The 22,737-nt window shown below is 64.0% G+C and carries 27 protein-coding genes; 18 read left to right on the plus strand and 9 right to left on the minus strand.

The genetic code is table 11. The features are described 5' to 3' along the window. Window positions 1–3 precede the first annotated feature (3 nt). The gene (locus ASF77_RS00455) at window positions 4–1,713 is read right to left on the minus strand and encodes a methyl-accepting chemotaxis protein (RefSeq protein ID WP_056332745.1); all 1,710 of its coding nucleotides are present in this window, start codon (window positions 1,711–1,713) and stop codon (window positions 4–6) included. A gap of 263 nt (window positions 1,714–1,976) precedes the next feature. Here ASF77_RS00455 and ASF77_RS00460 point away from each other — a divergent pair, with 263 nt between their 5' ends. The 8 genes from ASF77_RS00460 to ASF77_RS00495 all read left to right on the plus strand — a co-directional run bounded on the left by ASF77_RS00460 (window position 1,977) and on the right by ASF77_RS00495 (window position 8,696). Next, on the plus strand, window positions 1,977–3,665 hold the full coding sequence (locus ASF77_RS00460; protein ID WP_056332749.1) for a CTP synthase: 1,689 nt from the start codon (window positions 1,977–1,979) through the stop codon (window positions 3,663–3,665). Next, entirely contained in the window at window positions 3,662–4,519 is an 858-nt protein-coding gene (gene kdsA / locus ASF77_RS00465) for a 3-deoxy-8-phosphooctulonate synthase (RefSeq protein ID WP_056332752.1), read from the plus strand. Before ASF77_RS00460 ends, kdsA begins: the two co-directional genes overlap by 4 nt. A gap of 96 nt (window positions 4,520–4,615) precedes the next feature. Further along, window positions 4,616–5,899 carry a phosphopyruvate hydratase gene (gene eno, locus ASF77_RS00470; protein WP_056332755.1) on the plus strand — a complete coding sequence of 428 codons (1,284 nt, stop codon included), beginning with the start codon at window positions 4,616–4,618 and terminating at the stop codon, window positions 5,897–5,899. A gap of 69 nt (window positions 5,900–5,968) precedes the next feature. Continuing rightward, complete coding sequence (gene ftsB, locus ASF77_RS00475; RefSeq protein WP_056332758.1) at window positions 5,969–6,337, plus strand: cell division protein FtsB; 369 nt, start codon at window positions 5,969–5,971, stop codon at window positions 6,335–6,337. Window positions 6,338–6,341: 4 nt separating this feature from the next. Beyond that, window positions 6,342–6,611, plus strand: coding sequence for a hypothetical protein (locus ASF77_RS00480; RefSeq protein ID WP_056332761.1), 270 nt, complete (start codon window positions 6,342–6,344; stop codon window positions 6,609–6,611). A gap of 107 nt (window positions 6,612–6,718) precedes the next feature. Next, complete coding sequence (locus tag ASF77_RS00485; protein ID WP_056332763.1) at window positions 6,719–7,489, plus strand: hypothetical protein; 771 nt, start codon at window positions 6,719–6,721, stop codon at window positions 7,487–7,489. Between the two features lie 81 nt (window positions 7,490–7,570). After that, window positions 7,571–7,975, plus strand: coding sequence for a DUF3224 domain-containing protein (locus ASF77_RS00490; RefSeq protein ID WP_056332766.1), 405 nt, complete (start codon window positions 7,571–7,573; stop codon window positions 7,973–7,975). 295 nt (window positions 7,976–8,270) lie between these two features. Then, window positions 8,271–8,696, plus strand: a complete 426-nt coding sequence (locus ASF77_RS00495; protein WP_056332769.1) for a hypothetical protein — start codon at window positions 8,271–8,273, stop codon at window positions 8,694–8,696. An 83-nt stretch (window positions 8,697–8,779) separates the two neighbouring features. On the opposite strand, the gene ASF77_RS00500 is transcribed toward ASF77_RS00495, so the two are convergent. Continuing rightward, window positions 8,780–9,286, minus strand: coding sequence for a Dps family protein (locus tag ASF77_RS00500; protein ID WP_056332772.1), 507 nt, complete (start codon window positions 9,284–9,286; stop codon window positions 8,780–8,782). A gap of 214 nt (window positions 9,287–9,500) precedes the next feature. Here ASF77_RS00500 and ASF77_RS00505 point away from each other — a divergent pair, with 214 nt between their 5' ends. Next, window positions 9,501–9,806 (plus strand): hypothetical protein, encoded by a 306-nt coding sequence (locus ASF77_RS00505; protein ID WP_156648688.1) that lies wholly within the window; start codon window positions 9,501–9,503, stop codon window positions 9,804–9,806. Here the strand turns inward: ASF77_RS00505 and ASF77_RS00510 are convergent. The 3 genes from ASF77_RS00510 to ASF77_RS00520 are packed head-to-tail and all read right to left on the minus strand — an operon-like array spanning window position 9,803 to window position 11,746. Then, a complete protein-coding gene (locus ASF77_RS00510) occupies window positions 9,803–10,231 on the minus strand; it encodes a thioesterase family protein (RefSeq protein WP_056332778.1) in 429 nt (142 codons plus the stop codon). The genes ASF77_RS00505 and ASF77_RS00510 overlap by 4 nt on opposite strands. Before the next feature lie 30 nt (window positions 10,232–10,261). Then, entirely contained in the window at window positions 10,262–11,218 is a 957-nt protein-coding gene (hslO, locus tag ASF77_RS00515) for an Hsp33 family molecular chaperone HslO (protein WP_056332782.1), read from the minus strand. Between the two features lie 3 nt (window positions 11,219–11,221). After that, the gene (locus tag ASF77_RS00520) at window positions 11,222–11,746 is read right to left on the minus strand and encodes a gamma carbonic anhydrase family protein (protein WP_056332784.1); all 525 of its coding nucleotides are present in this window, start codon (window positions 11,744–11,746) and stop codon (window positions 11,222–11,224) included. A 165-nt stretch (window positions 11,747–11,911) separates the two neighbouring features. On the opposite strand from ASF77_RS00520, the gene ASF77_RS00525 reads away from it, so the two are divergent. After that, window positions 11,912–12,790, plus strand: coding sequence for an alpha/beta fold hydrolase (locus ASF77_RS00525; protein WP_056332787.1), 879 nt, complete (start codon window positions 11,912–11,914; stop codon window positions 12,788–12,790). A gap of 105 nt (window positions 12,791–12,895) precedes the next feature. Here the strand turns inward: ASF77_RS00525 and ASF77_RS00530 are convergent, their stop codons facing one another. Continuing rightward, window positions 12,896–13,294, minus strand: coding sequence for a GFA family protein (locus ASF77_RS00530; protein WP_056332790.1), 399 nt, complete (start codon window positions 13,292–13,294; stop codon window positions 12,896–12,898). A gap of 119 nt (window positions 13,295–13,413) precedes the next feature. Here ASF77_RS00530 and ASF77_RS00535 point away from each other — a divergent pair, with 119 nt between their 5' ends. The 7 genes from ASF77_RS00535 to bamC all read left to right on the plus strand — a co-directional run bounded on the left by ASF77_RS00535 (window position 13,414) and on the right by bamC (window position 19,468). Beyond that, window positions 13,414–14,247 (plus strand): 3',5'-nucleoside bisphosphate phosphatase, encoded by an 834-nt coding sequence (locus ASF77_RS00535; protein WP_056332793.1) that lies wholly within the window; start codon window positions 13,414–13,416, stop codon window positions 14,245–14,247. 227 nt (window positions 14,248–14,474) lie between these two features. Continuing rightward, window positions 14,475–15,368 carry a protease HtpX gene (gene htpX, locus ASF77_RS00540; RefSeq protein WP_056332796.1) on the plus strand — a complete coding sequence of 298 codons (894 nt, stop codon included), beginning with the start codon at window positions 14,475–14,477 and terminating at the stop codon, window positions 15,366–15,368. Then, on the plus strand, window positions 15,369–15,992 hold the full coding sequence (locus ASF77_RS00545) for an L-threonylcarbamoyladenylate synthase (protein WP_056332800.1): 624 nt from the start codon (window positions 15,369–15,371) through the stop codon (window positions 15,990–15,992). Window positions 15,993–16,060: 68 nt separating this feature from the next. Continuing rightward, complete coding sequence (locus ASF77_RS00550) at window positions 16,061–16,714, plus strand: site-2 protease family protein (RefSeq protein ID WP_056332804.1); 654 nt, start codon at window positions 16,061–16,063, stop codon at window positions 16,712–16,714. Next, entirely contained in the window at window positions 16,714–17,283 is a 570-nt protein-coding gene (locus ASF77_RS00555) for a bifunctional 2-polyprenyl-6-hydroxyphenol methylase/3-demethylubiquinol 3-O-methyltransferase UbiG (RefSeq protein WP_056332806.1), read from the plus strand. Before ASF77_RS00550 ends, ASF77_RS00555 begins: the two co-directional genes overlap by 1 nt. 61 nt (window positions 17,284–17,344) lie before the next feature. Continuing rightward, window positions 17,345–18,220, plus strand: a complete 876-nt coding sequence (dapA, locus tag ASF77_RS00560; protein WP_056332808.1) for a 4-hydroxy-tetrahydrodipicolinate synthase — start codon at window positions 17,345–17,347, stop codon at window positions 18,218–18,220. Window positions 18,221–18,292: 72 nt separating this feature from the next. Next, window positions 18,293–19,468 (plus strand): outer membrane protein assembly factor BamC, encoded by a 1,176-nt coding sequence (gene bamC, locus ASF77_RS00565; protein ID WP_056332813.1) that lies wholly within the window; start codon window positions 18,293–18,295, stop codon window positions 19,466–19,468. Between the two features lie 297 nt (window positions 19,469–19,765). Here the strand turns inward: bamC and ASF77_RS23450 are convergent, their stop codons facing one another. The 3 genes from ASF77_RS23450 to ASF77_RS00575 form a co-directional block, all read right to left on the minus strand. Further along, window positions 19,766–20,062, minus strand: coding sequence for a hypothetical protein (locus ASF77_RS23450; RefSeq protein ID WP_082493489.1), 297 nt, complete (start codon window positions 20,060–20,062; stop codon window positions 19,766–19,768). A gap of 268 nt (window positions 20,063–20,330) precedes the next feature. Next, the gene (locus tag ASF77_RS00570) at window positions 20,331–20,810 is read right to left on the minus strand and encodes a hypothetical protein (protein WP_056332816.1); all 480 of its coding nucleotides are present in this window, start codon (window positions 20,808–20,810) and stop codon (window positions 20,331–20,333) included. 14 nt (window positions 20,811–20,824) lie between these two features. Next, window positions 20,825–21,946 carry a cupin domain-containing protein gene (locus tag ASF77_RS00575; protein WP_056332824.1) on the minus strand — a complete coding sequence of 374 codons (1,122 nt, stop codon included), beginning with the start codon at window positions 21,944–21,946 and terminating at the stop codon, window positions 20,825–20,827. 91 nt (window positions 21,947–22,037) lie between these two features. On the opposite strand from ASF77_RS00575, the gene ASF77_RS00580 reads away from it, so the two are divergent. Continuing rightward, complete coding sequence (locus ASF77_RS00580) at window positions 22,038–22,580, plus strand: peptidylprolyl isomerase (protein ID WP_056332826.1); 543 nt, start codon at window positions 22,038–22,040, stop codon at window positions 22,578–22,580. Window positions 22,581–22,737: the final 157 nt, after the last annotated feature.

Consider the following 22,737-nt stretch of genomic DNA (forward strand, 5'->3'; position numbering starts at 1 on the left):
CGATCAAAACTCTTCCCACTCGTCCGCCGTCGCCGCAGCTTTGGCGCGCGCTGCGGGCTTGGCTGGTGCAGGTGCCTTGGCCGCAACTGCAGGCTTCTTCGGCAGCGCCACCACCGCACGGGCCGGCGCGGGTTTTGCGGCCGCCACTGGCGCCCCAACTGCCTGCGCATCGAGCTTGAACACGCCCACCACCTGCGCCAGCTTGGCCGCCTGCTCCTGCATCGCGCCGGCCGCCGCGGCCGATTCCTCGACCAGGGCCGCGTTCTGCTGGGTCGCCTCGTCCATCAGGCCGATCGACCGGTTCACCTGCTCGATGCCGCCGGTCTGCTCGGCGGTCGCGTGGGTGATCTCGGCCATGATGTCGGTGACGCGGCGGATCGATTCCACCACCTGCTCCATCGTGGCGCCGGCCTGGTCGACCAGCTTGGCGCCGAGGTCGACCTTCTCGACGGAGTCGCCGATCAGGGCCTTGATTTCCTTGGCCGCCGCCGCCGAACGCTGGGCCAGGGTACGCACCTCGGAGGCCACGACCGCGAAGCCGCGGCCCTGTTCGCCGGCGCGCGCCGCTTCCACGGCCGCGTTCAAGGCGAGGATGTTGGTCTGGAAGGCGATGCCGTCGATGACGCCGATGATGTCGACGATCTTGCGCGAGGACTCGTTGATCGAGCCCATGGTCGTGATGACCTGGCCGACGACGGCGCCGCCCTCGACCGCCACGTTGGAGGCGGTGATGGCCAGTTGGTTGGCCTGGCGCGCATTGTCCGAGTTCTGGCGCACGGTGCCGGTCAGCTGCTCCATCGAGGCGGCCGTCTCTTCGAGCGAGGCGGCTTGCTGCTCGGTGCGGCTAGACAGATCCATGTTGCCGGCGGCGATTTCGCCCGAGGCGCCGGCGATGGTGTCGGTGCCGCCGCGCACTTCGGTGACGATTTTCACCAGGCTGTCGTTCATGTGGCGCAGGGCGCGCAGCAGGGCGCCGGTTTCATCCTTTGCCGTGGCGTCGATGCGGCGGGTCAGGTCGCCGCTGGCGACGGTTTCGGCCAGGGCCACGGCTTCGCGGATCGGACGCACGATGCCGCGCGTGAGCAGCCAGGATGAGACCGCGCCGATCAGCACCGAGACCAGGGCCAGGAGGCCGATCAGGGTTTCGCTGCCGTCGGCGTTGTCGTCGATGGTGCGTGCGGTTGCGGTGATGTGGGCGGCCTGCATTGCGACCAGCTGCTGCATCGATTCCTGGTAAGCCTTGGCGGTGGGCGTGAAGCGTTCGTCGAGGATGCGCGCGGCCAGTTCCTGGTCGCCGTCGGCCTTGGCCTTGACGGCTTCGTCGCGCGCGCTCGAATAGGCCTTGCGCTGCTCGGTGATGCGGTCGAACAGGGCTTTTTCCTCGCCCGCCACGATCAGGGGCTCGATCTGCTTCAGGAGCTCGGCCGAACGCTTGCCGGTTTGCGCGGCGTCTTCCTTGAAGTAAGGGCCGAGCGAGGCGTCGCTGCTCTTGACGATGGCGGCGGTGCGGCGCACCGCGGCGAACACCTGCATGTACCACTCGGTGATCATGCGTTCCTTGGCCAGCGGTTCGGCCAGTACCTGCGCCGTGCTGGCGGCACCGCTGTTGACGCGGGCGATACCGACCGCGGCGATCAGCACCGCCATGGCCAGCGTCAGCGCGAACCCGATCGCGAGGCGCTTGCCGATGTTGAGGTTGTTAAAAAAGCCCATGAGGATCTTGCCTATACAAATAAGGAAAAGGCCAATGTAACCTTGATCTATGGCAATTGCAATTGCACAGAAGTCACAAATGGCCGGTTTCCGGAAGTAGGTCACAGTGATGTTGTCATCGCGAAACACATTCGCTTTCGAACAGTCTGGCGGAGCTGAAAACGGCCGTGTCAAGCCGACAAGGGGCTGACGGTGACAATGTTTGTGCCTGTTTAAGGTATAATTTCCATTTCCCGCGCGTGCCATTCGGCACCTTCAGCACAATGACCAAATTTGTATTCGTCACTGGCGGCGTCGTGTCTTCCCTGGGCAAGGGAATCGCGGCCGCTTCCCTCGCTGCGATCCTCGAATCGCGCGGTCTCAAAGTCACCATGCTCAAGCTCGATCCCTACATTAACGTGGATCCGGGCACGATGAGCCCGATGCAGCATGGCGAAGTCTTCGTCACCGACGACGGCGCCGAGACCGACCTCGACCTCGGCCATTACGAGCGCTTCATCAGCACCCGCATGAAGAAGGTGAACAACTTCACCACCGGCCAGATCTACGAATCGGTCATCCGCAAGGAGCGTCGCGGCGAGTACCTCGGCAAGACCGTGCAGGTGATCCCGCACATCACCAACGAGATCCAGGACTACATCCGCCGCGGCGCCGAAGGCGTCGACGTGGCGCTGGTCGAAATCGGCGGCACCGTCGGCGACATCGAATCGCTGCCCTTCCTGGAAGCGGCGCGACAGCTGTCGCTGCGCTCGGGGCGCAAGTCGACCGCCTTCGTGCACCTGACGCTCGTCCCGTACATCGCTTCGGCCGGCGAACTGAAAACCAAGCCGACCCAGCACAGCGTGCAGAAGCTGCGCGAGATCGGCATCTCGCCGAACGCGCTGCTGTGCCGCGCCGACCGCCGCATTCCCGACGACGAGCGCGCGAAGATTTCGCTGTTCGCCAACGTCGAAGAGCAGGCTGTGATTTCGGTCTGGGACGTCGACACCATCTACAAGGTGCCGCAGGTGCTCAACGAGCAGGGCTTGGACGACATCATCCTCGAAGCTCTGGATCTGCAGGCGCCGCCGGCCGACCTGTCGATGTGGGCGAAGCTGATCCACACGCTGGAAAACCCGAAGCGCGAAGTCACCATCGGCATGGTCGGCAAGTATGTCGACCTGACCGAATCGTACAAGTCGCTGACCGAGGCGCTGCGCCACGCCGGCATCCACACCGAGAGCCGCGTCAACATCGAATACCTCGATTCGGAAGAGATCGAATCGAAGGGCTGCGACCACCTGGCCAAATACGATGCGATCCTGGTGCCGGGCGGCTTCGGCAAGCGCGGCGTGGAAGGCAAGATCATGGCCGCGCGCTATGCCCGCGAAAACAAGATCCCGTACCTGGGCATCTGCCTGGGCATGCAGGTCGCGCTGATCGAATACGCGCGCCACATGGCCGGCCTGCCGAACGCGAACTCGACCGAATTCGACCTCGAGACCGACCAGCCGGTGGTCGCCCTCATCAACGAGTGGCAGAACCACGACGGTAAAGTGGAAAAGCGCGACGAGACCTCGGACCTGGGCGGCACCATGCGCCTGGGCGCCCAGACCTGCGCGGTGAAACCGGAAACGCTGGCCGCCGAGATCTACGGCAGCGTCGTGACCGAGCGCCACCGCCACCGCTACGAAGCCAACAACCATTATCTGCCGAAGGTGGAAGCGGCCGGCATGGTCGTCGCGGCGCGCACCCCGAACGAAGACCTGTGCGAAATCATGGAACTGCCGCGCACCGGCGAGAACGCACACCCGTGGTACATGGGCGTGCAGTTCCACCCTGAATTCAAGTCGACTCCGCGCAGCGGCCACCCGCTGTTCACGTCGTTCATCCAGGCGGCGCTGGCGCACCAGTCGGCCAACCCCAAGACTGCGGCGAATGCCCCCACCGCTTTGCAAGGAGATGCAGCATGAAACTCTGCGGCTTTGAAGTAGGCCAGGAACACCCGATCTTCCTGATCGCCGGCACCTGCGTGATCGAATCGCGCCAGATGGCCATCGACACCGCCGGCACGCTGAAGGAGATCACCAGCGCGCTGGGCATCCCCTTCATCTACAAATCGTCCTTCGACAAGGCGAACCGCTCGTCGGGCACCTCGTTCCGCGGCCCCGGCCGCGAGAAGGGCCTGGAGATCCTCGCCGACGTCAAGAAGACCATTGGCGTGCCGGTGCTGACCGACGTCCACACCGAGGAAGAGATTCCGGAAGTGTCGTCCATCGTCGACGTGCTGCAGACCCCGGCCTTCCTGTGCCGCCAGACCGATTTCATCAATGCCTGCGCCCGTTCGGGCCTGCCGGTGAACATCAAGAAGGGCCAGTTCCTGGCTCCGGGCGACATGAAGAACGTGATCGACAAGGCGCGCAATGCGGCGCGCGCAGCCGGCCTCAATGAAGACAACTTCATGGCCTGCGAACGCGGCGCCTCCTTCGGCTACAACAACCTGGTCTCGGACATGCGTTCGCTCGCCATCATGCGCGAATCGAATTGCCCGGTGGTGTTCGACGCCACCCACTCGGTGCAGCTGCCGGGCGGGCAGGGCACGTCCTCGGGCGGCCAGCGCGAACACATCCCGGTGCTGTCGCGTGCTGCGGTAGCCGCGGGCATCGCCGGCCTGTTCATGGAAACCCACCCGGATCCGGCCAATGCCCTGTCCGACGGCCCGAACGCGGTGCCGCTGGGCCGCATGAAGGAACTGCTCACGACCCTGGTCGAGATCGACCGCGTCGTGAAACGTGCGGGCTTCCTCGAGTCGGACTTCAAGGCATAATACTGCTGAGCTAACGAAGCATGAAGACGAGGCGCCACAATGGCGCCTCGTCTTTCATGTGCGAGACGATTTTTCACCCTTCTGGAGATGTAGAACATGAGTGCTATCGTTGATATCATCGGCCGCGAGATCATTGACTCGCGCGGCAATCCGACCGTCGAATGCGACGTGCTGCTGGAATCGGGAGTGATGGGCCGCGCGGCCGTGCCGTCGGGCGCATCGACCGGTTCGCGCGAAGCGATCGAGCTGCGCGACGGCGATCCGAAGCGTTATTTCGGCAAGGGCGTGCTGCAAGCCTGCGAGAACATCAACACCGAAATCAGCGAAGCCATCATGGGCCTGGACGCCAATGAACAGGCCTTCCTCGACCGCACCCTGATCGACCTGGACGGCACCGAGAACAAGAGCCGCCTGGGCGCCAACGCCATGCTGGCGGTCTCGATGGCCGTGGCCAAGGCCGCCGCCGAAGAAGCGGGCCTGCCGCTGTACCGCTACTTCGGCGGTTCGGGCGCGATGCAGATGCCGGTGCCGATGATGAACGTGATTAACGGCGGCGCCCACGCCGACAACAACCTGGACATCCAGGAATTCATGATCATCCCGGTCGGTGCGCCTTCGTTCAAGGAAGCGATCCGCTACGGCGCGGAAGTCTTCCACACCCTGAAAAAGATCCTGCACGCGAAGGGCCTGTCGACCGCGGTCGGCGACGAAGGCGGTTTCGCGCCGTCGGTGGCCAACCATGAAGACGCGATCAAGCTGATCATGCAGGCGATCGAAGACGCGGGTTACGAAGCCGGCAAGGACATCGCCCTCGGCCTGGACTGCGCCGCCAGCGAGTTCTACAAGGACGGCAAGTACCACCTGGAAGGCGAAGGCCTGCAGCTCACCGCGACCGACTTCACCAACATGCTCGCGACCTGGTGCGACAAGTACCCGATCATCTCGATCGAGGACGCGATGCACGAAGGCGACTGGGAAGGCTGGGCCACGCTGACGGCCGCCCTGGGCAAGCGCGTGCAGCTGGTCGGCGACGACCTGTTCGTCACCAACACCAAGATCCTCAAAGAAGGCATCCAGAAGGGCATCGCCAACTCGATCCTCATCAAGATCAACCAGATCGGCACCCTGACCGAGACCTTCGCCGCCATCGAGATGGCCAAGCGCGCCGGCTACACCGCCGTGATCTCGCACCGTTCGGGCGAGACCGAGGACTCGACCATCGCCGACATCGCCGTGGGCTTGAACGCCCTGCAGATCAAGACCGGCTCGATGTCGCGTTCGGATCGCATGGCCAAGTACAACCAGCTGCTGCGCATCGAGGAAGACCTCGGCGACGTCGCCAGCTATCCTGGCCGTGACGCGTTCTACAACCTGAAGTAACACCGGTTGACGTAATCCGTCGTACCCGCGGGCCGTCCATTGTGGCGGCCCGCTTTCCAGAATTCCCCCATGCGCATCATTACCCTCGTTCTCGCCGCCTTGCTGCTCCTGATCCAGTACCCGCTGTGGCTGGGGAAGGGCGGGATGCTGGCCGTCGCCGACCTGCGCGACCAGGTCACGCTGGCCCACGCGCATACCGATAAACTCAAGGCGCGCAACGCCAAGCTCGAATCGGAAGTGCGCGACCTGCGCGAAGGCACCGGCGCCGTCGAGGAACGCGCGCGCCTGGAGCTTGGCATGATCAAGCAAAACGAAATCTTCGTTCAGGTGCTCCGGAAAGACGAGCAGCCGGCCGAATCCATGACGGTACCGCCGCCACCACCGCCGCCGAAACCGGGCAAGGACGGCAAGCCCGCCGCCGCCGGCCCAACCCATTAAGAGCATGCAGACCGACGATCCCGCGGCGCAGCTGACGACGCTCGAAGCCTTGTGCGCTTATCTCGCCGCCGCCTTCGAGAGCGGCGACTCAGCCATGTTGGCCGACGCCTTTGCCGCCGCCGCGCGCGCCGAAGGCACGACCCACCTGGCCGCCGCGGCCGGCCTGCCGCAGGCCGCGTTGCGCCATGCCTTCGCCAGCGGCGAGATGAGCATAGGCACCACGCTGGCGATCATGAAGGTGATCGACCTGCATTTGCCGGGCCTCACTTCCTAGCCTTCCCCTCCCGACGCAGGCGCACCGCATACGGCAGTTGACATTCAATCCATCGCGTTGAAGAATGGTTGTTTAGCAACATTCTTCAGCCCTGTCCTTGGAGCCCCATGTCCATCCTGTCCCGCCTGCTGTTGCTGTTCTTTCCGCTGCTGGCCGTCACTCCGGGCCTGGCCCAGGAAACCGGCGCCCCGCCCGCCGAAATCAAGATTGTTACACGCAAGAATCCTGGCGATTTGCCCTACCGCTTCTTCCTGCGCGCGCAGCGCCAGCTGCAGTCCTACCTGCCGCCCGAGCCGCGCAAGCTCGACTTCAATTTCCGCATCTCCTTTACCGAATTGCCGATGGCCGAGCGCGATGGCTACCAGCCGCTGAGCTGGGGCGTGTCGGTGGTCGGCGATACCGTCGACGAGACGCTGGCGCTCAGGCGCGGCGGCTATTTCATCCTGCCCGAGCTCGCACGGGCCGATGAGGAAGACGCGACCATTATGTTCAGGGAGCAGAGTCGCAAGAAGTCGCTCGACGTGGCCTGGATCCTGCGCACGGACGCGAGCGGACGTCTGCCCTTCGCCGAGATCGGCCAGGCGCTGCGCGAGCTGCGCGCCGTGCAGAAGCGGATTTCGCTTTTCAGTATTTCGATGCGCACCGAGAAGCATGCCAGCTACGACACCCTGAAAGCCTGCTTCCTGCAGGCGGGCGGAGAACTGCGCGTCGGCGGGACGGGCGCCGCCGACGCGACGATCGGCCAGTGCAGCCTGCTCAGGCTCGATCCCGCGCGTATCGGCAGCAGCGGCGCGGTCGAACTGGCCGGGCCGGTCGATATCGTCACCATCGTCGACGCCCGCGACTACCCCGGCGTGCTGACACCTCCGGCCGGCTGAGGAAGCGGCCTGCCGATGAACGCAAGGGCGCCGCTTTGCTCTAGAATGTTCGCTATCTCTTCACCCACAAGAAAGCCGACCATGAGCCAGCAACATGTCGCAGGACCGTTCGACGTCACCGTCACCCCGCAGGGCCAGCCCGAGGTGCGCGACGGCGTGACCACCGGCCGCATGGCCATCGACAAGCGCTACCACGGCGAGCTCGAGGGAACGGGCGTCGGCGAAATGCTGTCGGCCATGACCACCACCGAAGGCTCGGCCGGCTATGTCGCCATCGAGCGCGTGAGCGGCACACTGCAGGGCAAGCGCGGCAGCTTCGTCGTGCAGCACAGCGGCACGATGGCGCGCGGCGCCCAGGCGCTGTCGATCACGGTGGTGCCCGATTCCGGCACCGGCGAGCTGGCGGGGATCGCCGGCACCATGCACATCCGCATCGAGGAACGCAAGCACTTCTACGAATTCGACTTCATCCTGCCGCAGGCTTGAGGTAGAGGGGAGGGCGGGCAGGAAGCGAGCCCGACAGGGGCAGAATCGACCCTTCATGATACAAAAAGCCGCATCTGCATGCGATTTTTCGCTTCATTTCGCTAGGATCTGGCTTTATGCGAAATGAGATTGTTTCGTGATACGGGGCGTATAGCGCTTTTTCGATGGCCTGGACGGGCCTACACTGGGCCCATCCGCAATCCGTTCAGACCGCATTGCGGACTTCCAGGGGACAGGTTTCACGCGCACGCCGCGTGGCCTGTCCGAACCCAATCCGCTTCGAAAAGGAACCATCATGCGCCTCGCCCACCTGCTGCCCGCATCCCTGTTTGTCTTCGCCTGCTGCGCCTCTGCCCAGACCACGCCGTATCCGCCGTCCGACACCGAGGCGTCTTCGACCGTGCAGGTGCGGGCGCCCGCCTCGACGGTGCGCCTGACCGAAGACCAGACCCGGCAGATTACCGGCGCCTACAAAATGTCGAACGGCTGGCGCCTGAGCGTGAATCCGGTGTCGACCAAGTGGATCGAAGCGCGCATCGACCGCGAAAAGCCGATGCGCCTGCGCGCGGTGTCGCCGGACCGCTTCGTCTCGCGCGACGGCAATGTCACCATGCACTTTAACCAGGGCGAGTTCCAGGACGACATGACGATGAGCTATGTGCCGGAGGGGCGCCTGGCCCAGGTGGTCGTCGTTTCCACGTCGCGCATCGCGCAGCGCTAGCCCAGCCGGCAGCGCCGGATCCACCAACGACAACGCCAGCCCGAAAGCTGGCGTTGTTCATGCAGCCAGCGCTGCGGCCGGACTTAGTCCGACGAGGCGTCGCCCTGCTGTGCACCCGCGCCCTGCTCCAGGAAGGAGCGCAGCATCCAGGCATTCTTCTCGTGCACGTCCATGCGGGCCGTCAGCATGTCGGCGGTCGGGTAGTCGTCGAGCTCGTCAGACACCTTGACGCCGGCGCGCAGGGTGCGCACCAGGGTTTCGTTACCTTCGACCAGCTGGCGGATCATTTCCTTGGCCGACAGCACTTCCGGCTCTTCGGTGATGCTCGACAGCTCGGCATAGCGCTTGTAGGTGGCCGGCGCGAAATGGCCCAGCGAGCGGATGCGCTCGGCGATGTCGTCCAGCGCGTTCCACTGCTCGGTGTACTGTTCCTCGAACATCACGTGCAGGGTCGAGAACATGGGGCCGGTGACGTTCCAGTGGAAATTGTGCGTCTTCAAATAAAGCATGTAGGCATCGGCCAGGACGGTCGAAAGCGATTCGACGATCTTGGCGCGGTCTTCGGTACTGATTCCGGTGTCCATGTGCATTGCGATTCTCCTGTGGTGAAATGGCAGTGTTGGTGAAAATTACAACACTGTTAACAATGCAACAGCTTAGCACTGGCTGGAAAATCCTGTCGCCGGGTGCTCCGTTTCAAATCCGGGACAAGGCAAAGCTGTGCGTCGCGGCCCCGACGCTTGTGCTACGGTTGGGTCACTGGATCGTCAACGCATGCGCAAACAAGGCGCGAAAGAGGCCGGCATGGAAAAGTTTTTGATCGTATTTCGGGGCGCCACCGTGGGAGAATCGGAGGGGCCGCGCCACAATCCGCTGCAGTGGGATGCCTGGTTCGATGGGCTGGGCGCAGCCCTCGTCGACCGCGGCGCCTTGAGCCACGGCAGCGTGGAAGTGCCGACGCGGCTGATCGGCCCGAAGCTGAGCAGCAGCGCCTTGTCCGGCTATTGTCTCGTGACGGCAGCGGATTTCAACGAAGCCGTGCGCCTGGCCGAGTCATCGCCCATCTTCGACGAACAAGGTTCCGTTGAAATTGCGCACTTGATGGCTTAGGCAGCCTGCAGGCTTGCCAAGACGTCGCGCACCGGCGCCGGAATCGGCACCGACTTGCCGCTCGGCCGATCCACGTACACGTGCACGAAATGCCCGGCCGCCGAGGGCAGGGGCTCGTCGTTGCGGAACAGGGCCAGCTCGTAGCGCACGCTCGAATTGCCGAGCTTGGCAACGCGCACGCCGACGTGGATGGTGTCGGGGAAGGAAATCGAACTGAAGTAGGAGCAGCTCGTCTCGACGACGAAGCCGACGATCTCGTCCTTGTGGATGTCGAGCACGCCGCGGTCGATCAGGAAGCGATTGACTGCGGTGTCGAAGAAGCTGTAGTAGTTGACGTTGTTGACATGCCCGTAGCTGTCGTTGTCCATCCAGCGCGTCGGCAGCGCCATGAAATGGGGGAAGGCGGAGCGGGGCGTGTCACGCATCGTCAATGTCCTTTCAGTCCGGTGCCTGGATCAGTGTTTTACATCGGGAGCCGGCGCCAGCGCGTCGGCCGTGGTCGCGGTGGCGAACAGCTGGGCGCAATCGACCTTGTCGAAGGCGTAGTGCTTGCCGCAGAAATCGCAGTTGATGCCCAGTTCGCCGAGATCGGCCAGCGCCGATTCGACTTCTTCCTGGCCCAGCATCTTCAGCATGTTGCCGACCTTTTCGCGGGTACAGCTGCAGTGGAATTGCGGGTGCTGCGGATCGAAGACGCGGATCGTCTCTTCCCAGAACAGGCGGTTGAGCAGGGTTTCGATGCCGGTGCTGAGCAGTTCCTCTTGCTTGAGCGTCTGGCCGAGCATAACGGCGCGGTTCCAGGTTTCCAGGTCTTCCTCTTCGCTCGCCTGCTTGGTCTGGTCGTCCTTGCCGCTGTGGCGCGGCAGCTTTTGCAGCAGCAGGCCGCGCGAGACCTTGTCGTCTGCCGCCAGCCACAGCCTGGTGTCCATCTGTTCCGAACGCAGCATGTAGTTTTCGATGACGGTTGCCACGCTGTCGCCGTCGAGCGGCACGATGCCCTGGTAGGGCTGCTGGCCCGGCATCTTTTCCAGCGGATCGAGCGTGATCACGAAACGGCCGCGGCGGTTCACGTTGAGCAGGTCGGTCAGCGTGGCGTCGTCGGCGATGGTCGCGTCCGGGTTCAGTTTCGCCGTGGCGCGGATGCGCAGGTCGGCGTCGCACTCGACCACCAGCAGGCGCACCGGGCCGTCGCCGTGGATCTGCATCACGATCGAGCCGTTGAATTTCAGGTTGGCCGACAGCAGGGCGCTTGCCGCCACCATCTCGCCCAGCATCGAGCGCACGGCTTTCGGATAGCCGTGGCGGGCCTGGATCTCGCGCCAGGTGTCGGAAATCTCGACCAGCTCGCCGCGCACGGCGGCGTTGTCGAAGATGAATTTCTGCAGGGTGTCCTTGGTGTCCGTTGTCGTCATTGTCTATCCGATTTGCTTGAGCTGTGCCTTGAACAATTGGCCGCGCGCCACATAATTGGCGGCGTTGCCTTGCAGGCGCAGCAGGTCTTCTTCCGTGAGCGTTCGCACCACTTTCGCGGGCGAACCCAATATCAGCGAGTGATCCGGGAACTCTTTTCCTTCGGTGACCAGGGCGCCGGCGCCGACCAGGCAACCCTTGCCGATTTTGGCGCCGTTCAGGATCACGGCCTGGATGCCGATGAGCGAACCGTCGCCCACCGTGCAGCCATGCAGCATCGCCTGGTGGCCGACCGTCACGCCTTTGCCGAGCGTGAGCGGGTAGCCCATGTCGGTGTGCATGACCGTGCCTTCCTGGACGTTGCTGTTTTCCCCGATCGTGATGCGTTCGTTGTCGCCGCGAATCGTGACGCCGAACCAGACCGAGGCATTGGCCTCGAGGGTGACTTTGCCGATCAGGTTGGCCGAATCGGCGACAAAGGCCGACGCATCGATCTCGGGCGCATGCTCGCCCAGCTGGTAAATCGCCATGGATGTGCTCGCGGAAGATTGAAATGGCGCTATTTTACGCCCTCGCGTCCGCTCCGGTTGCACCGCGCCGCCGATTGGTGGCAAATGGGGACGACGGGCAGGAAACCAAGGGGCCGCGTATAATGCGAACGACCGTACTTTTTCTGCCGTTTCGCCACCCTTGCCATGAAACCTTCCCGTTCCGAATTCCTCACCATCCGCGGCCTGCGCACCCATGTGCGCCACTGGGGCCGCGAGGGCGCGCCCACACTGTTCATGTCGCATGGCTGGATGGACATGTCGGCATCCTTCCAGTTCGTGGTCGACCACCTGGCCGGCGACTGGCACGTGATCGCCAACGACTGGCGCGGCTTCGGCCTGTCGGAACGTTCGCATTCGGACACCTACTGGTTTCCGGATTACGTGGCCGACCTCGACGCCCTGCTCGAACACTATTCCCCTGGCGAACCCGTCAACCTGCTGGGCCACAGCATGGGCGGCAACATCGTCAGCATGTATGCGGGCGTGCGTCCGGAGCGTGTAAAAAAGCTGATCAACCTGGAAGGCATCGGCCTGATGGGCGCCAAGCCCGAGCAGGCGCCAAAGCGCATGGCGAAATGGCTCGAAGAGTTGCGCAGCCCGCCCACGATGCGCGGCTATGCCAGCCTGGAGGAAGTCGCGGCGCGCCTGCAGAAGACCAATCCGCGCCTGCCGGGCGAACGCGCGGCTTTCCTGGCCGAACACTGGTCGGCGCGCAACGAGGCCGGCGAATACGAGATCCTGGGCGACCCGGCGCACAAGATGAGCGGGCCGCTGCTGTACCACCTCGACGAGATGATCGCCATGTGGAAACGTATCAGCGCGCCGGTGCTGTGGATCGAGGCGGCGGAGACGGAGATGTGGCGCTGGATGGGGCCGCAGGATCAGATGCGCGTCGAAGTGGATCGGCGCCTGGCGCACATGGCTTCGGTCGAGCCGCACATCGTGGCCGAGGCGGGGCATATGGTGCACCATGATCAGCCGGCAGTGTTGGCGGCGTTGATCGAGGCGTTTTTAGCGAAGTGATGGGGACGCGTGGGCGGGTTTTCCGCCTACGTGTTCAACGTTCGCTTGAATCGGTGCAAACGATATTTGCATCAGAGCCTTGAACTGCAAACAATATTTGCACCCCTACAAATGCCGCGTCTCCGCCGGCGGCACTTCCCACTCATCGTTACGCCCATCGACATACCGCACCGGCGCCGCAAGCAGATCCTCCAGCGGCAAATCGTCCAGGCTCGCCACTGTTACCGCATGAAAGGCCCCGAGCCGTGGCGAGCGGCCGGTCGAGAACACGTTGATGCCGCAACGGCGGCAAAAATAGTGGCCATCGCGCTTCGTGTGAAACCGGTACTCGCTCAACGCGGCGTCCCCGGACAGCAGACGGAAAGCGCCGCTCGGCACCTGGATCGCCCAGAAGCGCATCTTGGTGCAGATCGAGCAGTTGCACTTGATGGTGCCGGCTGCGATCCCGATATCGGCCTCGTAGCGCACCGCGCCGCAGTGGCAGCTGCCGTGGTAGGTCGTCACGTCTCGCTCCTCGATGGTGAAACGGCAACTCTACCATTGCACACGCGGCATGCGGCCAGCGCCGCGCCGCGCAATGCGGCGTACAATGCTCCCTCATCCAGAAAAGCCCTTCGCGCACCATGCTGAAAGTCGATCTCCACTGTCATTCGAATGTCTCCGACGGCGTCCTCACCCCGAACGCCCTGGCCGCCTACGCGCGCAAGGGCGGGGTCGACGTCTGGGCCCTGACCGACCACGACGAAATCGGCGGCATCAAGGCGGCGCGGGCGGCGGCGAACGCGCAGGGCATGCGCTTCGTGCCCGGCGTCGAGATCTCGGTCACCTGGGCCAACCAGACCGTGCACCTGGTCGGCCTGCAGGTCGACGAGGACAACCCCGAGCTGCTGGCGGGCCTGGCCAAAACGCGCCATGGCCGCGACGCGCGCGGCCGCGAAATCGCCGCCCAGTTGGAAGCGGCCGGCATCCCGGATGCCTACGAGGGCGCACTGAAGTACGTCGGCAACCCGGATCTGCTCTCGCGCACCCATTTCGCGCGCTACCTGGTCGAATGCGGCAAGTGCTCGACGACCACGGAAGTCTTCAGGCGCTTCCTTACCGAAGGCAAGCCGGGCTATGTGCCGCACCGCTGGGCTTCGCTGCCCGAGGCCATGGGCTGGATCCGGAGCGCCGGCGGCATCCCCGTGATCGCGCATCCGGGGCGCTACAAGTTTTCGCAGACGGCCGAGGACGCGCTCTTCGACGAGTTCCGCCAGTTGGGCGGGAGTGCGATCGAGGTGGTGACCGGCAGCCACACGCCCGACCAGTACGCGACCTATGCGGAAGTGGCGCGGCGCTACGGTTTCCTCGCTTCGCGCGGGACGGATTTCCATGCGCCGGGCGAGGCGCGGGTGGAGTTCGATGCGTTGCCGCCGCTGCCGGCGAACGTGACGCCTGTCTGGCACGATTGGTTTTGATTTTGTAGGGTGGGCTTCGCCCACGCGGTGATACGTTACGGCGAGATCGTCGAGTACGAGATCGGAGCCGGTTCCGTATCACCGCGTGGGCTCGGAGAGCCCACCCTACAAAACCGGCGACGATATCGGCCGCGCTTAAGCGCGCCATAAGCCGCTTCCCTTGAATTTTCCACATTGCAGCCTTATCTTGGCAGCCTGATAAGTCATTCCTGCCCTGGAGGCAAGCCATGAAGCGCATTGTGTTATTCCTCGCCACCAACCTCGCGGTTGTGCTGGTGCTGACGGTCGTCCTGAACCTGCTGGGGGTCGGACGCACGGTGGGCGCGGAGGGCATTAATGTCGGCGCGCTGGCCGTGTTCTCGCTGGTGGTGGGCTTCACCGGCTCCATCATCTCGCTCCTGATGAGCAAACCGATGGCAAAGTGGTCGACCGGCGCGCGCGTCATCGACCAGCCCCAGAACTCGACCGAACTGTGGCTGGTGAATACCGTGCGCCAGTTGTCCGAGCGCGCCGGCATCGGCATGCCGGAAGTGGCCGTCTACGATGGCGAGCCGAACGCCTTCGCCACCGGCGCGTTCAAGAATTCGGCGCTGGTCGCCGTCTCCACCGGCCTCCTGCAAGGCATGAACCGCGACGAAGTCGAAGCCGTGCTCGGGCACGAGGTGGCGCACATCGCCAACGGCGACATGATCACGCTGACCCTGATCCAGGGCGTGGTCAACACCTTCGTCGTGTTCTTCGCGCGCGTGGTCGGCTTCTTTGTCGACAAGGTCTTGCTGCGCAACGAAGGCGGCCGCGGCATCGGCTACATGGCCGCCGTGTTCGTCTGCGAAATCCTGTTCGGCCTGGTGGCCTCGATCATCGTCGCCTGGTTCTCGCGCAAGCGCGAATTCCGCGCCGACGCCGGTTCCGCGAAGCTGCTGGGTACGACGGTGCCGATGCAGAACGCGCTGGCCCGCCTGGGCGGCTTCCAGCCCGGCGCCTTGCCTTCGTCGATGAGCGCCTCGGGCATCTCCGGCAGCGGCGGCGGCTGGGGCGCGCTGTTCTCGACCCACCCGCCGATGGAAGAACGCATCGCGGCCCTGCAAGCCCTGAGGTCCAATTCGCAAGGAACCCATTGAATGAGCCAGTTCTTCCAGATCCATCCTGAAAATCCGCAGAAGCGCCTGATCGCGCAGGCGGCGCAGATCCTCCGTTCCGGTGGCGTGGTCGCGCTGCCGACCGACTCGGCTTATGCGCTGGTCTGCCAGCTCGACGACAAGGGCGCGGTCGAAAAGCTGCGCCGCGTGCGCGGCATCGACGACAAGCACCACCTGACGATGCTGTGCCGCGACTTGTCCGAAATCGCCCAGTACGCACGCGTCGACAACGTCCAGTACCGCCTGCTGAAAGCCACCATGCCGGGGCCCTACACCGTCATCCTGGAAGCGACCAAGGAGGTGCCGCGCCGCCTGTCGCATCCGTCGCGCAAGACGATCGGCCTGCGTGTGCCGGAAAACGTGATCACGCTGGCGCTGCTCGAGGAACTGGGCGAGCCGCTGATCGGCACCACCCTGCAGTTGCCGGGCGACGAGCACATGCTGTCCGATCCGGACGAGGTGCGCGAGCGCCTGGAAAAGCAGATCGAGCTCGTCATCGACGGCGGCGCCGGCACGCTGGAAGCGACCACCATCATCGACCTCACCGGTTCGGAGCCGGTGCTCGTCCGTGAAGGCAGGGGAGATCCTGCCGCCTTCGGTTTATAAACGGCTGCCCCACGGCCGCCCTCACGGAGCCGGGCAGCAAGGCCCGGCTCTGCTAGAATCGCTCCCCTATGGATGAAATCATTCGCAATATCGCAGTCTATGCGCTGCCCGTTCTGTTCGCGATTACCCTGCACGAAGCCGCCCACGCCTATGCCGCACGCTATTTCGGCGACAACACGGCCTATGCGCAGGGGCGCATGACCCTCAATCCGATCTCGCACATCGACCCGTTCGGCACCATCATCATCCCGGTCGCGCTCTACCTGACGTCCGGCTTCGTGTTCGGCTATGCCAAGGCGGTGCCGGTGCAGTTCGGGAACCTGCGCAATCCAAAGCGCGACATGGCCTGGGTGGCACTGGCGGGCCCAATGGCGAACTTCATCATGGCGGTGCTGTGGCTGATCTTTGCGGTCGCACTCGAGCGCTTCGGCGTGAGCGAAGACTTCCCGCACAAGGTGGCCCAGGCCGGCCTCGTGACGAACCTGCTGATTTTCGCTTTTAATCTGTTTCCGCTGCCGCCGCTCGACGGCGGACGCGTGGTGACCAGCATGCTGCCCAACGCCCTGGCCTATAAATTCGCGAAGATCGAGCCCTACGGCTTCTTCGTCCTGCTCGCGCTGCTGTATTTCGGTGTACTGGCCTTCTGGGTGCAGCCGGTGATGTGGCTGGGCGCCCAGGCGGTGGAATTCTTCGCCTGGCCCGTGACCTTCCTGCTGAGCTGATGCATACACCCACACCCGATGCTTCCCCCTGGGTGCGCCGCTTCGCCGCCGGCGTGCGGGCCGGCGAGGTGCTCGACCTGGCCTGTGGCGGCGGCCGCCACGCGCGCCTGTTCGCGGCGCTCGGCCATCCGGTGCTGGCGGTCGACCGCGACCCGCAGGCGCTGGCCCTGGCCGCCGGCCCCGGCATCACGACCCTGCAGACCGACCTGGAAGAGGGGGGCGCACGCTGGCCCTTCGCGGCCGGGCGCTTCGCCGGCATCGTCGTCACCAACTACCTGCACCGGCCGCTCATGAACGACCTGGTCAATAGCCTGGCGCCGGGCGGCGTGCTGATCTATGAAACCTTCGCGCTGGGTAACGAGTTGTACGGCAAACCGTCGAATCCGGCCTTCCTGCTGCACCCGGGCGAATTGCTGGAGCTGGCCACCGGCACGGGCTTGACGGTACTGGCCTTCGAGGACGGCGTGGTCGCGCTGCCGAAGCCGGCGCGCGTGCAGCGGCTCTGCGCCGCGGGGCGCGCCTTCCCGCAAACCGAGGCGAAGCTCGACCATTTAGTTGGTCGGGAATGAACCATAGTGGCGGACGATCCGCTACAATCAGATTTTTATATTTCGGCACGTACCACTGATTATGATTAAGGGCAGCATTGTAGCAATCGTCACGCCGATGTTCGAAGACGGCAGCCTCGACAAGAATGGCCTGCGCAAGTTGATCGACTGGCACGTGGACGAAGGCACCGACGGCATCGTCATCGTCGGCACCACCGGCGAATCCGCCACCGTCACGCCGGAAGAGCACGTCGAACTGATCAAGCTGACCGTGGATCACGTTGGCGGCCGTATTCCGGTGATCGCCGGCAGCGGCGGCAACTCCACCGCCGAAGCCATCGCACTGACCCGCGCCGCCAAGGAAGTGGGCGCCGACGCCTCCCTGCAGGTGGTGCCGTACTATAACCGTCCGACCCAGGAAGGCATGTACCGCCACTTCAAGGCGATCGCAGAAGCGGTCGACCTGCCGGTCATCCTGTACAACGTGCCGGGCCGCACCGTGGCCGACATGAGCAACGAGACGATCGCGCGCCTGGCGCCGATCGACAATATCGTCGGCGTGAAAGATGCGACCGGCAATATCGGCCGCGGCATCGAGCTGCTGCGCATGGTGGATACATCCTTCGCCGTCTACTCGGGCGACGATCCGACCGCGATGGCGCTGATGTTCTGCGGCGGCGCCGGCAATATCTCCGTCACCGCCAACGTCGCGCCGCGCGCCATGCACGAGCTGTGCGTGGCCGCCATGGCGGGCGACATCGCCCGCGCCATCGAGATCAACAACAGCGTGCTCGACCTGCATGCCAAGCTGTTCGTCGAACCGAACCCGGTGCCGGTCAAGTGGGCGCTGGCCGAGATGGGCAAGATGCCGGCCGGCCTGCGCCTGCCGCTCGCGCCCCTGTCGGAACCGTTCCACGACACCGTCAGCAGCGCCTTGCGCGCCGCCGGCCTGGTGTAGCCATCTTCGCAATCCTCGCATTCCTGATCTCCTCTGCGAGGGTTTCCGTTTACCGATCTGAATCGTAACGATATGACTAAAAGCAACAAGAAGACTTTCCCGCTGATGGACGTTTCCGCGCCTGTGCGCGTGCTGGCCATCGGCGCCATGGCGCTCTCCATGGCGGCATGCACCACCGTGTTCGAATCCGACAAGGTGGATTACAAGTCGTCCAAGAAGGCCGCGCCGCTGGACGTGCCGCCGGATCTGACCCAGCTCGCCAAGGACAATCGTTATGCCGTGCCGGAAGGCCGCGGCGTCGCCACCGCATCGGGCATGCAGCAGGGCGCTACCGCCCAGGCCGGTTCGATCGTCGTGCCGGCTGCTGCTGGCGCCGCCGTCGGCCCGGTCTCGACCGAGGCCGTCCGCGTCGAGCGCGCCGGCGACCAGCGCTGGCTGGTCGTCAAGCAGACGCCTGAACAGCTCTGGCCGCAGGTGCGCCAGTTCTGGGAAGACGCCGGCTTCCCGCTGGCCTCCGAGTCGGCCGCAACCGGCATCATGGAAACCGAATGGGCCGAGAACCGTTCGAAGATCCCGCAGGACATCGTGCGCCGCACCCTCGGCCGCGTGTTCGACCGCGCCTATTCGACCGGCGAGCGCGACAAGTACCGCACCCGCCTCGAGCGCCTGCCGGACGGCTCGACCGAGATCTACATCAGCCACCGCGGCGCCGAGGAAGTGCTGGTCGGCGCCCAGAAGGAAACCACCACCTGGACCGTGCGCCCGAACGATCCGGCCCTCGAAGCCCAGTTCCTGGCGCGCCTGGTCGCACGCCTGACCGGCGCCACCGAGCCGGCCGCCGTGAAGTCGGCCGAAGCGACCGTCGCCAACGCCGCCCCGGCGCCGCAGCACGCCAAGCTGGTCGGCGACCGCGTGGAAGTGGACGAAGGCTTCGACCGCGCCTGGCGCCGTGTCGGCCTGGCGCTGGATCGCGTCGGCTTCACCGTCGAAGACCGCGACCGCGTGCAGGGCGTGTACTTCGTGCGCTACATCGATCCGGACGGCTCGAACCAGGAAGGCTTCCTCAAGCGCCTGTTCAGCTTCGGCGACTCCGACAAGGCCAAGGAAGCCCAGCGCTACCGCGTGCTGGTCAAGGCCGAGCCGAATGCCAGCGTGAGCAGCGTGACGGTGCAGGACAATGCGGGCAATACCGATGCCTCGCCGACCGGGAAGAAGATCCTGTCGCTGTTGAACGACGAGCTGAAGTAATCGTCGTTGGCGTGAATGAAAAAACCGGCCTGTGTGGCCGGTTTTTTTATGCGTGAGTTTCGATATGCATCAGCCGGAACGCGGGCATGCCCAATGAATCCGGCATCAATGCCATTGGCATCGATGCCCCCGTACGGTGCACAACCGCCAGTTGATGACCGGTGTGCACCGTAGGGTGGGCATGCCCACGCGTTACGTCCCGTTGCGCACCGCACCGGCTAGAAAAGCCACGAAACTCCAACGCACAGACGAAAAAAAACCGGCCCGCAGGCCGGTTTTTCCTCAGCGAGTAGCTGATTACTTCTTAGCAGCGTCAGCAGCGACGTCAGCAGCGGTCGAAGCGGCCGAAGCAGCGTCAGCAGCAGCAGCCGAAGCGGTTGCAGCAGCAGCAGCAGCGTCAGCGGCTGGGGTAGCAGCTGCGTCGGTGGTGGTGGTGGTGGTTGCAGCTGGAGCAGCAGCGTCGGTGGTGGTGGTGGTGGTCGTTGCAGCAGGTGCTTCAACAGCAGCTGGGGTGGTGGTGGTTGCTTCTTCTTTCTTCGAGCAAGCAGCCAGGGCAACGGCCATCAGGGAGACGATCAGCAGGGATTTTTTCATGGTTTTTCCTTAATTAAGTAAGTACTTGTTGTTGCGATTAATAATTACCGGTAATTATCGCTCTTTTGGAATTCTCGTAGCTTTCATACTGGTAACAGTGCTTGATAGACAACGGAACCTTCCTAACCCGATATTATAGCCAAATTTACTGAATCGCAATAGAAAACAGATGCCAAAATGGAAGTATTTTGTGACTTGCTAAGCTTCATTTTGTTACAAGATGCTACAAGCATCAATATTGCGATTTATATATTGCTTTATGGCTAATTTACAGTCCTGTGACAGTCGCTGAGAGTGTCACGCGAGACTCTTCCCACAGTGCTTCGAAGCGGTGCGCCGGCAGCTCGACGGCAGCCGGCGCATCGAACGCCGCCTCGCCGCGCATGTGATCGCAATGAAAACGCCGCACCACATGCACGCCATCGGCCAAGGCGAGCGAATCGGACAGATGCCGCAGCGAGCGTGGACTCTGACGGCATTCGATCTGTTCATTGTAGTAACGCGCGAGACCCAGAAAGCGTGGACACGATCGCTCGATAAATGTGGTGTCGTGCAGGGCCAGGCGCAGCAGGCCGCCGCCGCGCAGGAAGGCGCGCAGGGTTGCCTCGACATCGGGCACACCCAGCGGAAAGGCAGAGAAGTCCGGGTCGAACAGGTCGATGCGGGTGGTGGCCCGGACGAGCAGGGCGCGCCACTGCGCCTGGAGGTCGCGGCGCATATCGAAACGGATGACGGTCGGCGCGTCCATGCTCCTTGCCCCTTTTAGCCCAGCTCGACCCAGCCGTCCTGGTACCAGGTGTAGAGCGCTTCGAGCACGTCGTCCGAGGCTCGCGCCAGCGCCTCACCGCTCAGGCGCCGTTCGTTAGCCAGCAGGTCGAGGACAATTTTGTCCGCACGGCTGACCGCGAAGGATTCGCCGTTGATGAACACGTGCTTGCCGCGGTAGAGCATCAAGGTCTTCGGCGACAGCTTCAGGCCACGCTTGGCCGCCGTCTCCATGAAGCGTCCCACGACCAGCGGCTTCGCCGGCGGCGTGAAGAACACGTTGTGCTTGGGTTCGGACATGTACTCGCCGAAGAAGACAGTCACGTCTTCCTCGTCCCAGCGCACCTTGTTGAGTTCTTCGGTGATGGCACCGAGCATCTCGCGCGGGATCTCGGCCGGGTTCTTGGCCGGCTGCAGATCCGGATCGGCATACCGGCCGGGCAGGTCGATCGAATCGGCCATGAACTGCAGGAAGGCTTCGCCGATTTCCTGGAAGGAGGGCGAGCGGAACCCGATCGAATAGGTCATGCACTCGCCCTCGGCCACGCCGTCGTGGGCGTAGTGCGGCGGCAGGTAGAGCATGTCGCCCGGTTCCAGCACGAATTCCTCGTCCGGCGTGAAGTTCGAGAGAATCTTCAGGGGCATGCCTTCGACCAGCGACAGATCCTGCTGGGCGCTGATCTTCCAGCGGCGCTTGCCGTGCGCCTGCAGCAGAAACACGTCGTAGGAATCGAAGTGGGGGCCGACACCGCCGCCGTCCGTCGCATAGCTGACCATCAGGTCGTCCAGGCGCGCATCGGGCAGGAAGCGGAACTCGCGCAGGAGCGCGTCGGCGCGTTCATCGAACAGGTTCACGCCCTGGACGAGCAGCGTCCATTCGCGCTGGGTGCGCGGCGGCAGTTCGGTCAGCGGGCCGTGCTGCATGTCCCACTGGCCGTCGACACTGGTCACCAGGCGCGACTCGACGTGGTTCTTCGCGGCGGCCTCGGCGAGCTTGTCGAGCTTGAGCAGCGGCTTGAAGCCGGGGATGGCGTTGCGGATCAGGAGCGGTTTCTTGTGCCAGTAATCGCGCAGGAACTGGGCGGGGGTGATGTTCCCGAGGAGCTGTAATTTTTTCATGGCTCAATTATAACCACCCCGCATCCTTCAACAGCGCGGGCGCCGGCGGAGGAAGGGTATAATCCGCTCCTTACAACGAAAGGAAACTCCGATGAAGATTGCCAAGAATACGGTCGTGACGGTCAACTACAAACTGTCGGATGCACAGAACAACCTGATCGAAGAAGGCGCGCAGCCGATGGTCTATCTGCACGGCGGTTACGAGAACACCCTGCCGAAGATCGAAGAGGAACTCGACGGCAAGGAAGTGGGCTACGCATCGACCCTGCAGGTCGAGCCGGACGACGCCTTTGGCGACTACGATGCCGAGCTGGTGAAAGTGGAAGACCGCTCGCGCCTGCCGGAGCCGCTGGAAGTGGGCATGCAGTTCGAAGGCATGGCCGACGGCGCAGACGACGAGCCGATGATCTTCACGGTGACCGAAATCGCCGACGACAAGGTCGTCCTCGACGGTAACCACCCGCTGGCTGGCATGGCCCTGCGCTTCGAACTGTCCGTGGTCGATGTGCGCGCCGCCACCGACGAGGAAATCGCCCACGGCCACGTGCATGGCGCCCACGGCCATCACCATGGCGAAGAAGCCGTCGGCGACAGCGACGAGGGCGACCACTTCCGTAGCCAGCCGCTGCATTAATTATTGTTTATAGGGTTCATGTGGGGCGTAGCGGGGAATTCGGGCAGCATGCTGCCCGCCCGTGAAGCGCCCTGCCCGACAGGGCAGGGCACAGGGCGCCCGGTGAAACCGTGGGCGATGCCATTGGCATCGCCCACCCCTACAACGGTGGCGTAAC

This window comes from Massilia sp. Leaf139 (genome assembly GCF_001424165.1).
GTDB lineage: Bacteria > Pseudomonadota > Gammaproteobacteria > Burkholderiales > Burkholderiaceae_D > Telluria.

Excerpts from the sequence above, each read along its gene's own strand:
- ASF77_RS00480 (WP_056332761.1), top strand. The coding sequence starts at position 6,342 with ATGCAGACCGACGATCCCGCGGCGCAGCTGACGACGCTCGAAGCCTTG.
- ASF77_RS00500 (WP_056332772.1), bottom strand. The coding sequence starts at position 9,286 with ATGCACATGGACACCGGAATCAGTACCGAAGACCGCGCCAAGATCGTC.
- ASF77_RS00520 (WP_056332784.1), bottom strand. The coding sequence starts at position 11,746 with ATGGCGATTTACCAGCTGGGCGAGCATGCGCCCGAGATCGATGCGTCG.
- ASF77_RS00510 (WP_056332778.1), bottom strand. The coding sequence starts at position 10,231 with ATGCGTGACACGCCCCGCTCCGCCTTCCCCCATTTCATGGCGCTGCCG.
- ASF77_RS00555 (WP_056332806.1), top strand. The coding sequence starts at position 16,714 with ATGCATACACCCACACCCGATGCTTCCCCCTGGGTGCGCCGCTTCGCC.
- ftsB (WP_056332758.1), top strand. The coding sequence starts at position 5,969 with ATGCGCATCATTACCCTCGTTCTCGCCGCCTTGCTGCTCCTGATCCAG.
- dapA (WP_056332808.1), top strand. The coding sequence starts at position 17,345 with ATGATTAAGGGCAGCATTGTAGCAATCGTCACGCCGATGTTCGAAGAC.
- ASF77_RS00545 (WP_056332800.1), top strand. The coding sequence starts at position 15,369 with ATGAGCCAGTTCTTCCAGATCCATCCTGAAAATCCGCAGAAGCGCCTG.
- ASF77_RS00505 (WP_156648688.1), top strand. The coding sequence starts at position 9,501 with ATGGAAAAGTTTTTGATCGTATTTCGGGGCGCCACCGTGGGAGAATCG.
- ASF77_RS00490 (WP_056332766.1), top strand. The coding sequence starts at position 7,571 with ATGAGCCAGCAACATGTCGCAGGACCGTTCGACGTCACCGTCACCCCG.
- ASF77_RS00495 (WP_056332769.1), top strand. The coding sequence starts at position 8,271 with ATGCGCCTCGCCCACCTGCTGCCCGCATCCCTGTTTGTCTTCGCCTGC.
- htpX (WP_056332796.1), top strand. The coding sequence starts at position 14,475 with ATGAAGCGCATTGTGTTATTCCTCGCCACCAACCTCGCGGTTGTGCTG.
- ASF77_RS00455 (WP_056332745.1), bottom strand. The coding sequence starts at position 1,713 with ATGGGCTTTTTTAACAACCTCAACATCGGCAAGCGCCTCGCGATCGGG.
- ASF77_RS00525 (WP_056332787.1), top strand. The coding sequence starts at position 11,912 with ATGAAACCTTCCCGTTCCGAATTCCTCACCATCCGCGGCCTGCGCACC.
- ASF77_RS00550 (WP_056332804.1), top strand. The coding sequence starts at position 16,061 with ATGGATGAAATCATTCGCAATATCGCAGTCTATGCGCTGCCCGTTCTG.
- kdsA (WP_056332752.1), top strand. The coding sequence starts at position 3,662 with ATGAAACTCTGCGGCTTTGAAGTAGGCCAGGAACACCCGATCTTCCTG.
- ASF77_RS23450 (WP_082493489.1), bottom strand. The coding sequence starts at position 20,062 with ATGAAAAAATCCCTGCTGATCGTCTCCCTGATGGCCGTTGCCCTGGCT.
- ASF77_RS00485 (WP_056332763.1), top strand. The coding sequence starts at position 6,719 with ATGTCCATCCTGTCCCGCCTGCTGTTGCTGTTCTTTCCGCTGCTGGCC.
- hslO (WP_056332782.1), bottom strand. The coding sequence starts at position 11,218 with ATGACGACAACGGACACCAAGGACACCCTGCAGAAATTCATCTTCGAC.
- ASF77_RS00460 (WP_056332749.1), top strand. The coding sequence starts at position 1,977 with ATGACCAAATTTGTATTCGTCACTGGCGGCGTCGTGTCTTCCCTGGGC.
- ASF77_RS00570 (WP_056332816.1), bottom strand. The coding sequence starts at position 20,810 with ATGGACGCGCCGACCGTCATCCGTTTCGATATGCGCCGCGACCTCCAG.
- ASF77_RS00575 (WP_056332824.1), bottom strand. The coding sequence starts at position 21,946 with ATGAAAAAATTACAGCTCCTCGGGAACATCACCCCCGCCCAGTTCCTG.
- ASF77_RS00580 (WP_056332826.1), top strand. The coding sequence starts at position 22,038 with ATGAAGATTGCCAAGAATACGGTCGTGACGGTCAACTACAAACTGTCG.
- ASF77_RS00535 (WP_056332793.1), top strand. The coding sequence starts at position 13,414 with ATGCTGAAAGTCGATCTCCACTGTCATTCGAATGTCTCCGACGGCGTC.
- eno (WP_056332755.1), top strand. The coding sequence starts at position 4,616 with ATGAGTGCTATCGTTGATATCATCGGCCGCGAGATCATTGACTCGCGC.
- bamC (WP_056332813.1), top strand. The coding sequence starts at position 18,293 with ATGACTAAAAGCAACAAGAAGACTTTCCCGCTGATGGACGTTTCCGCG.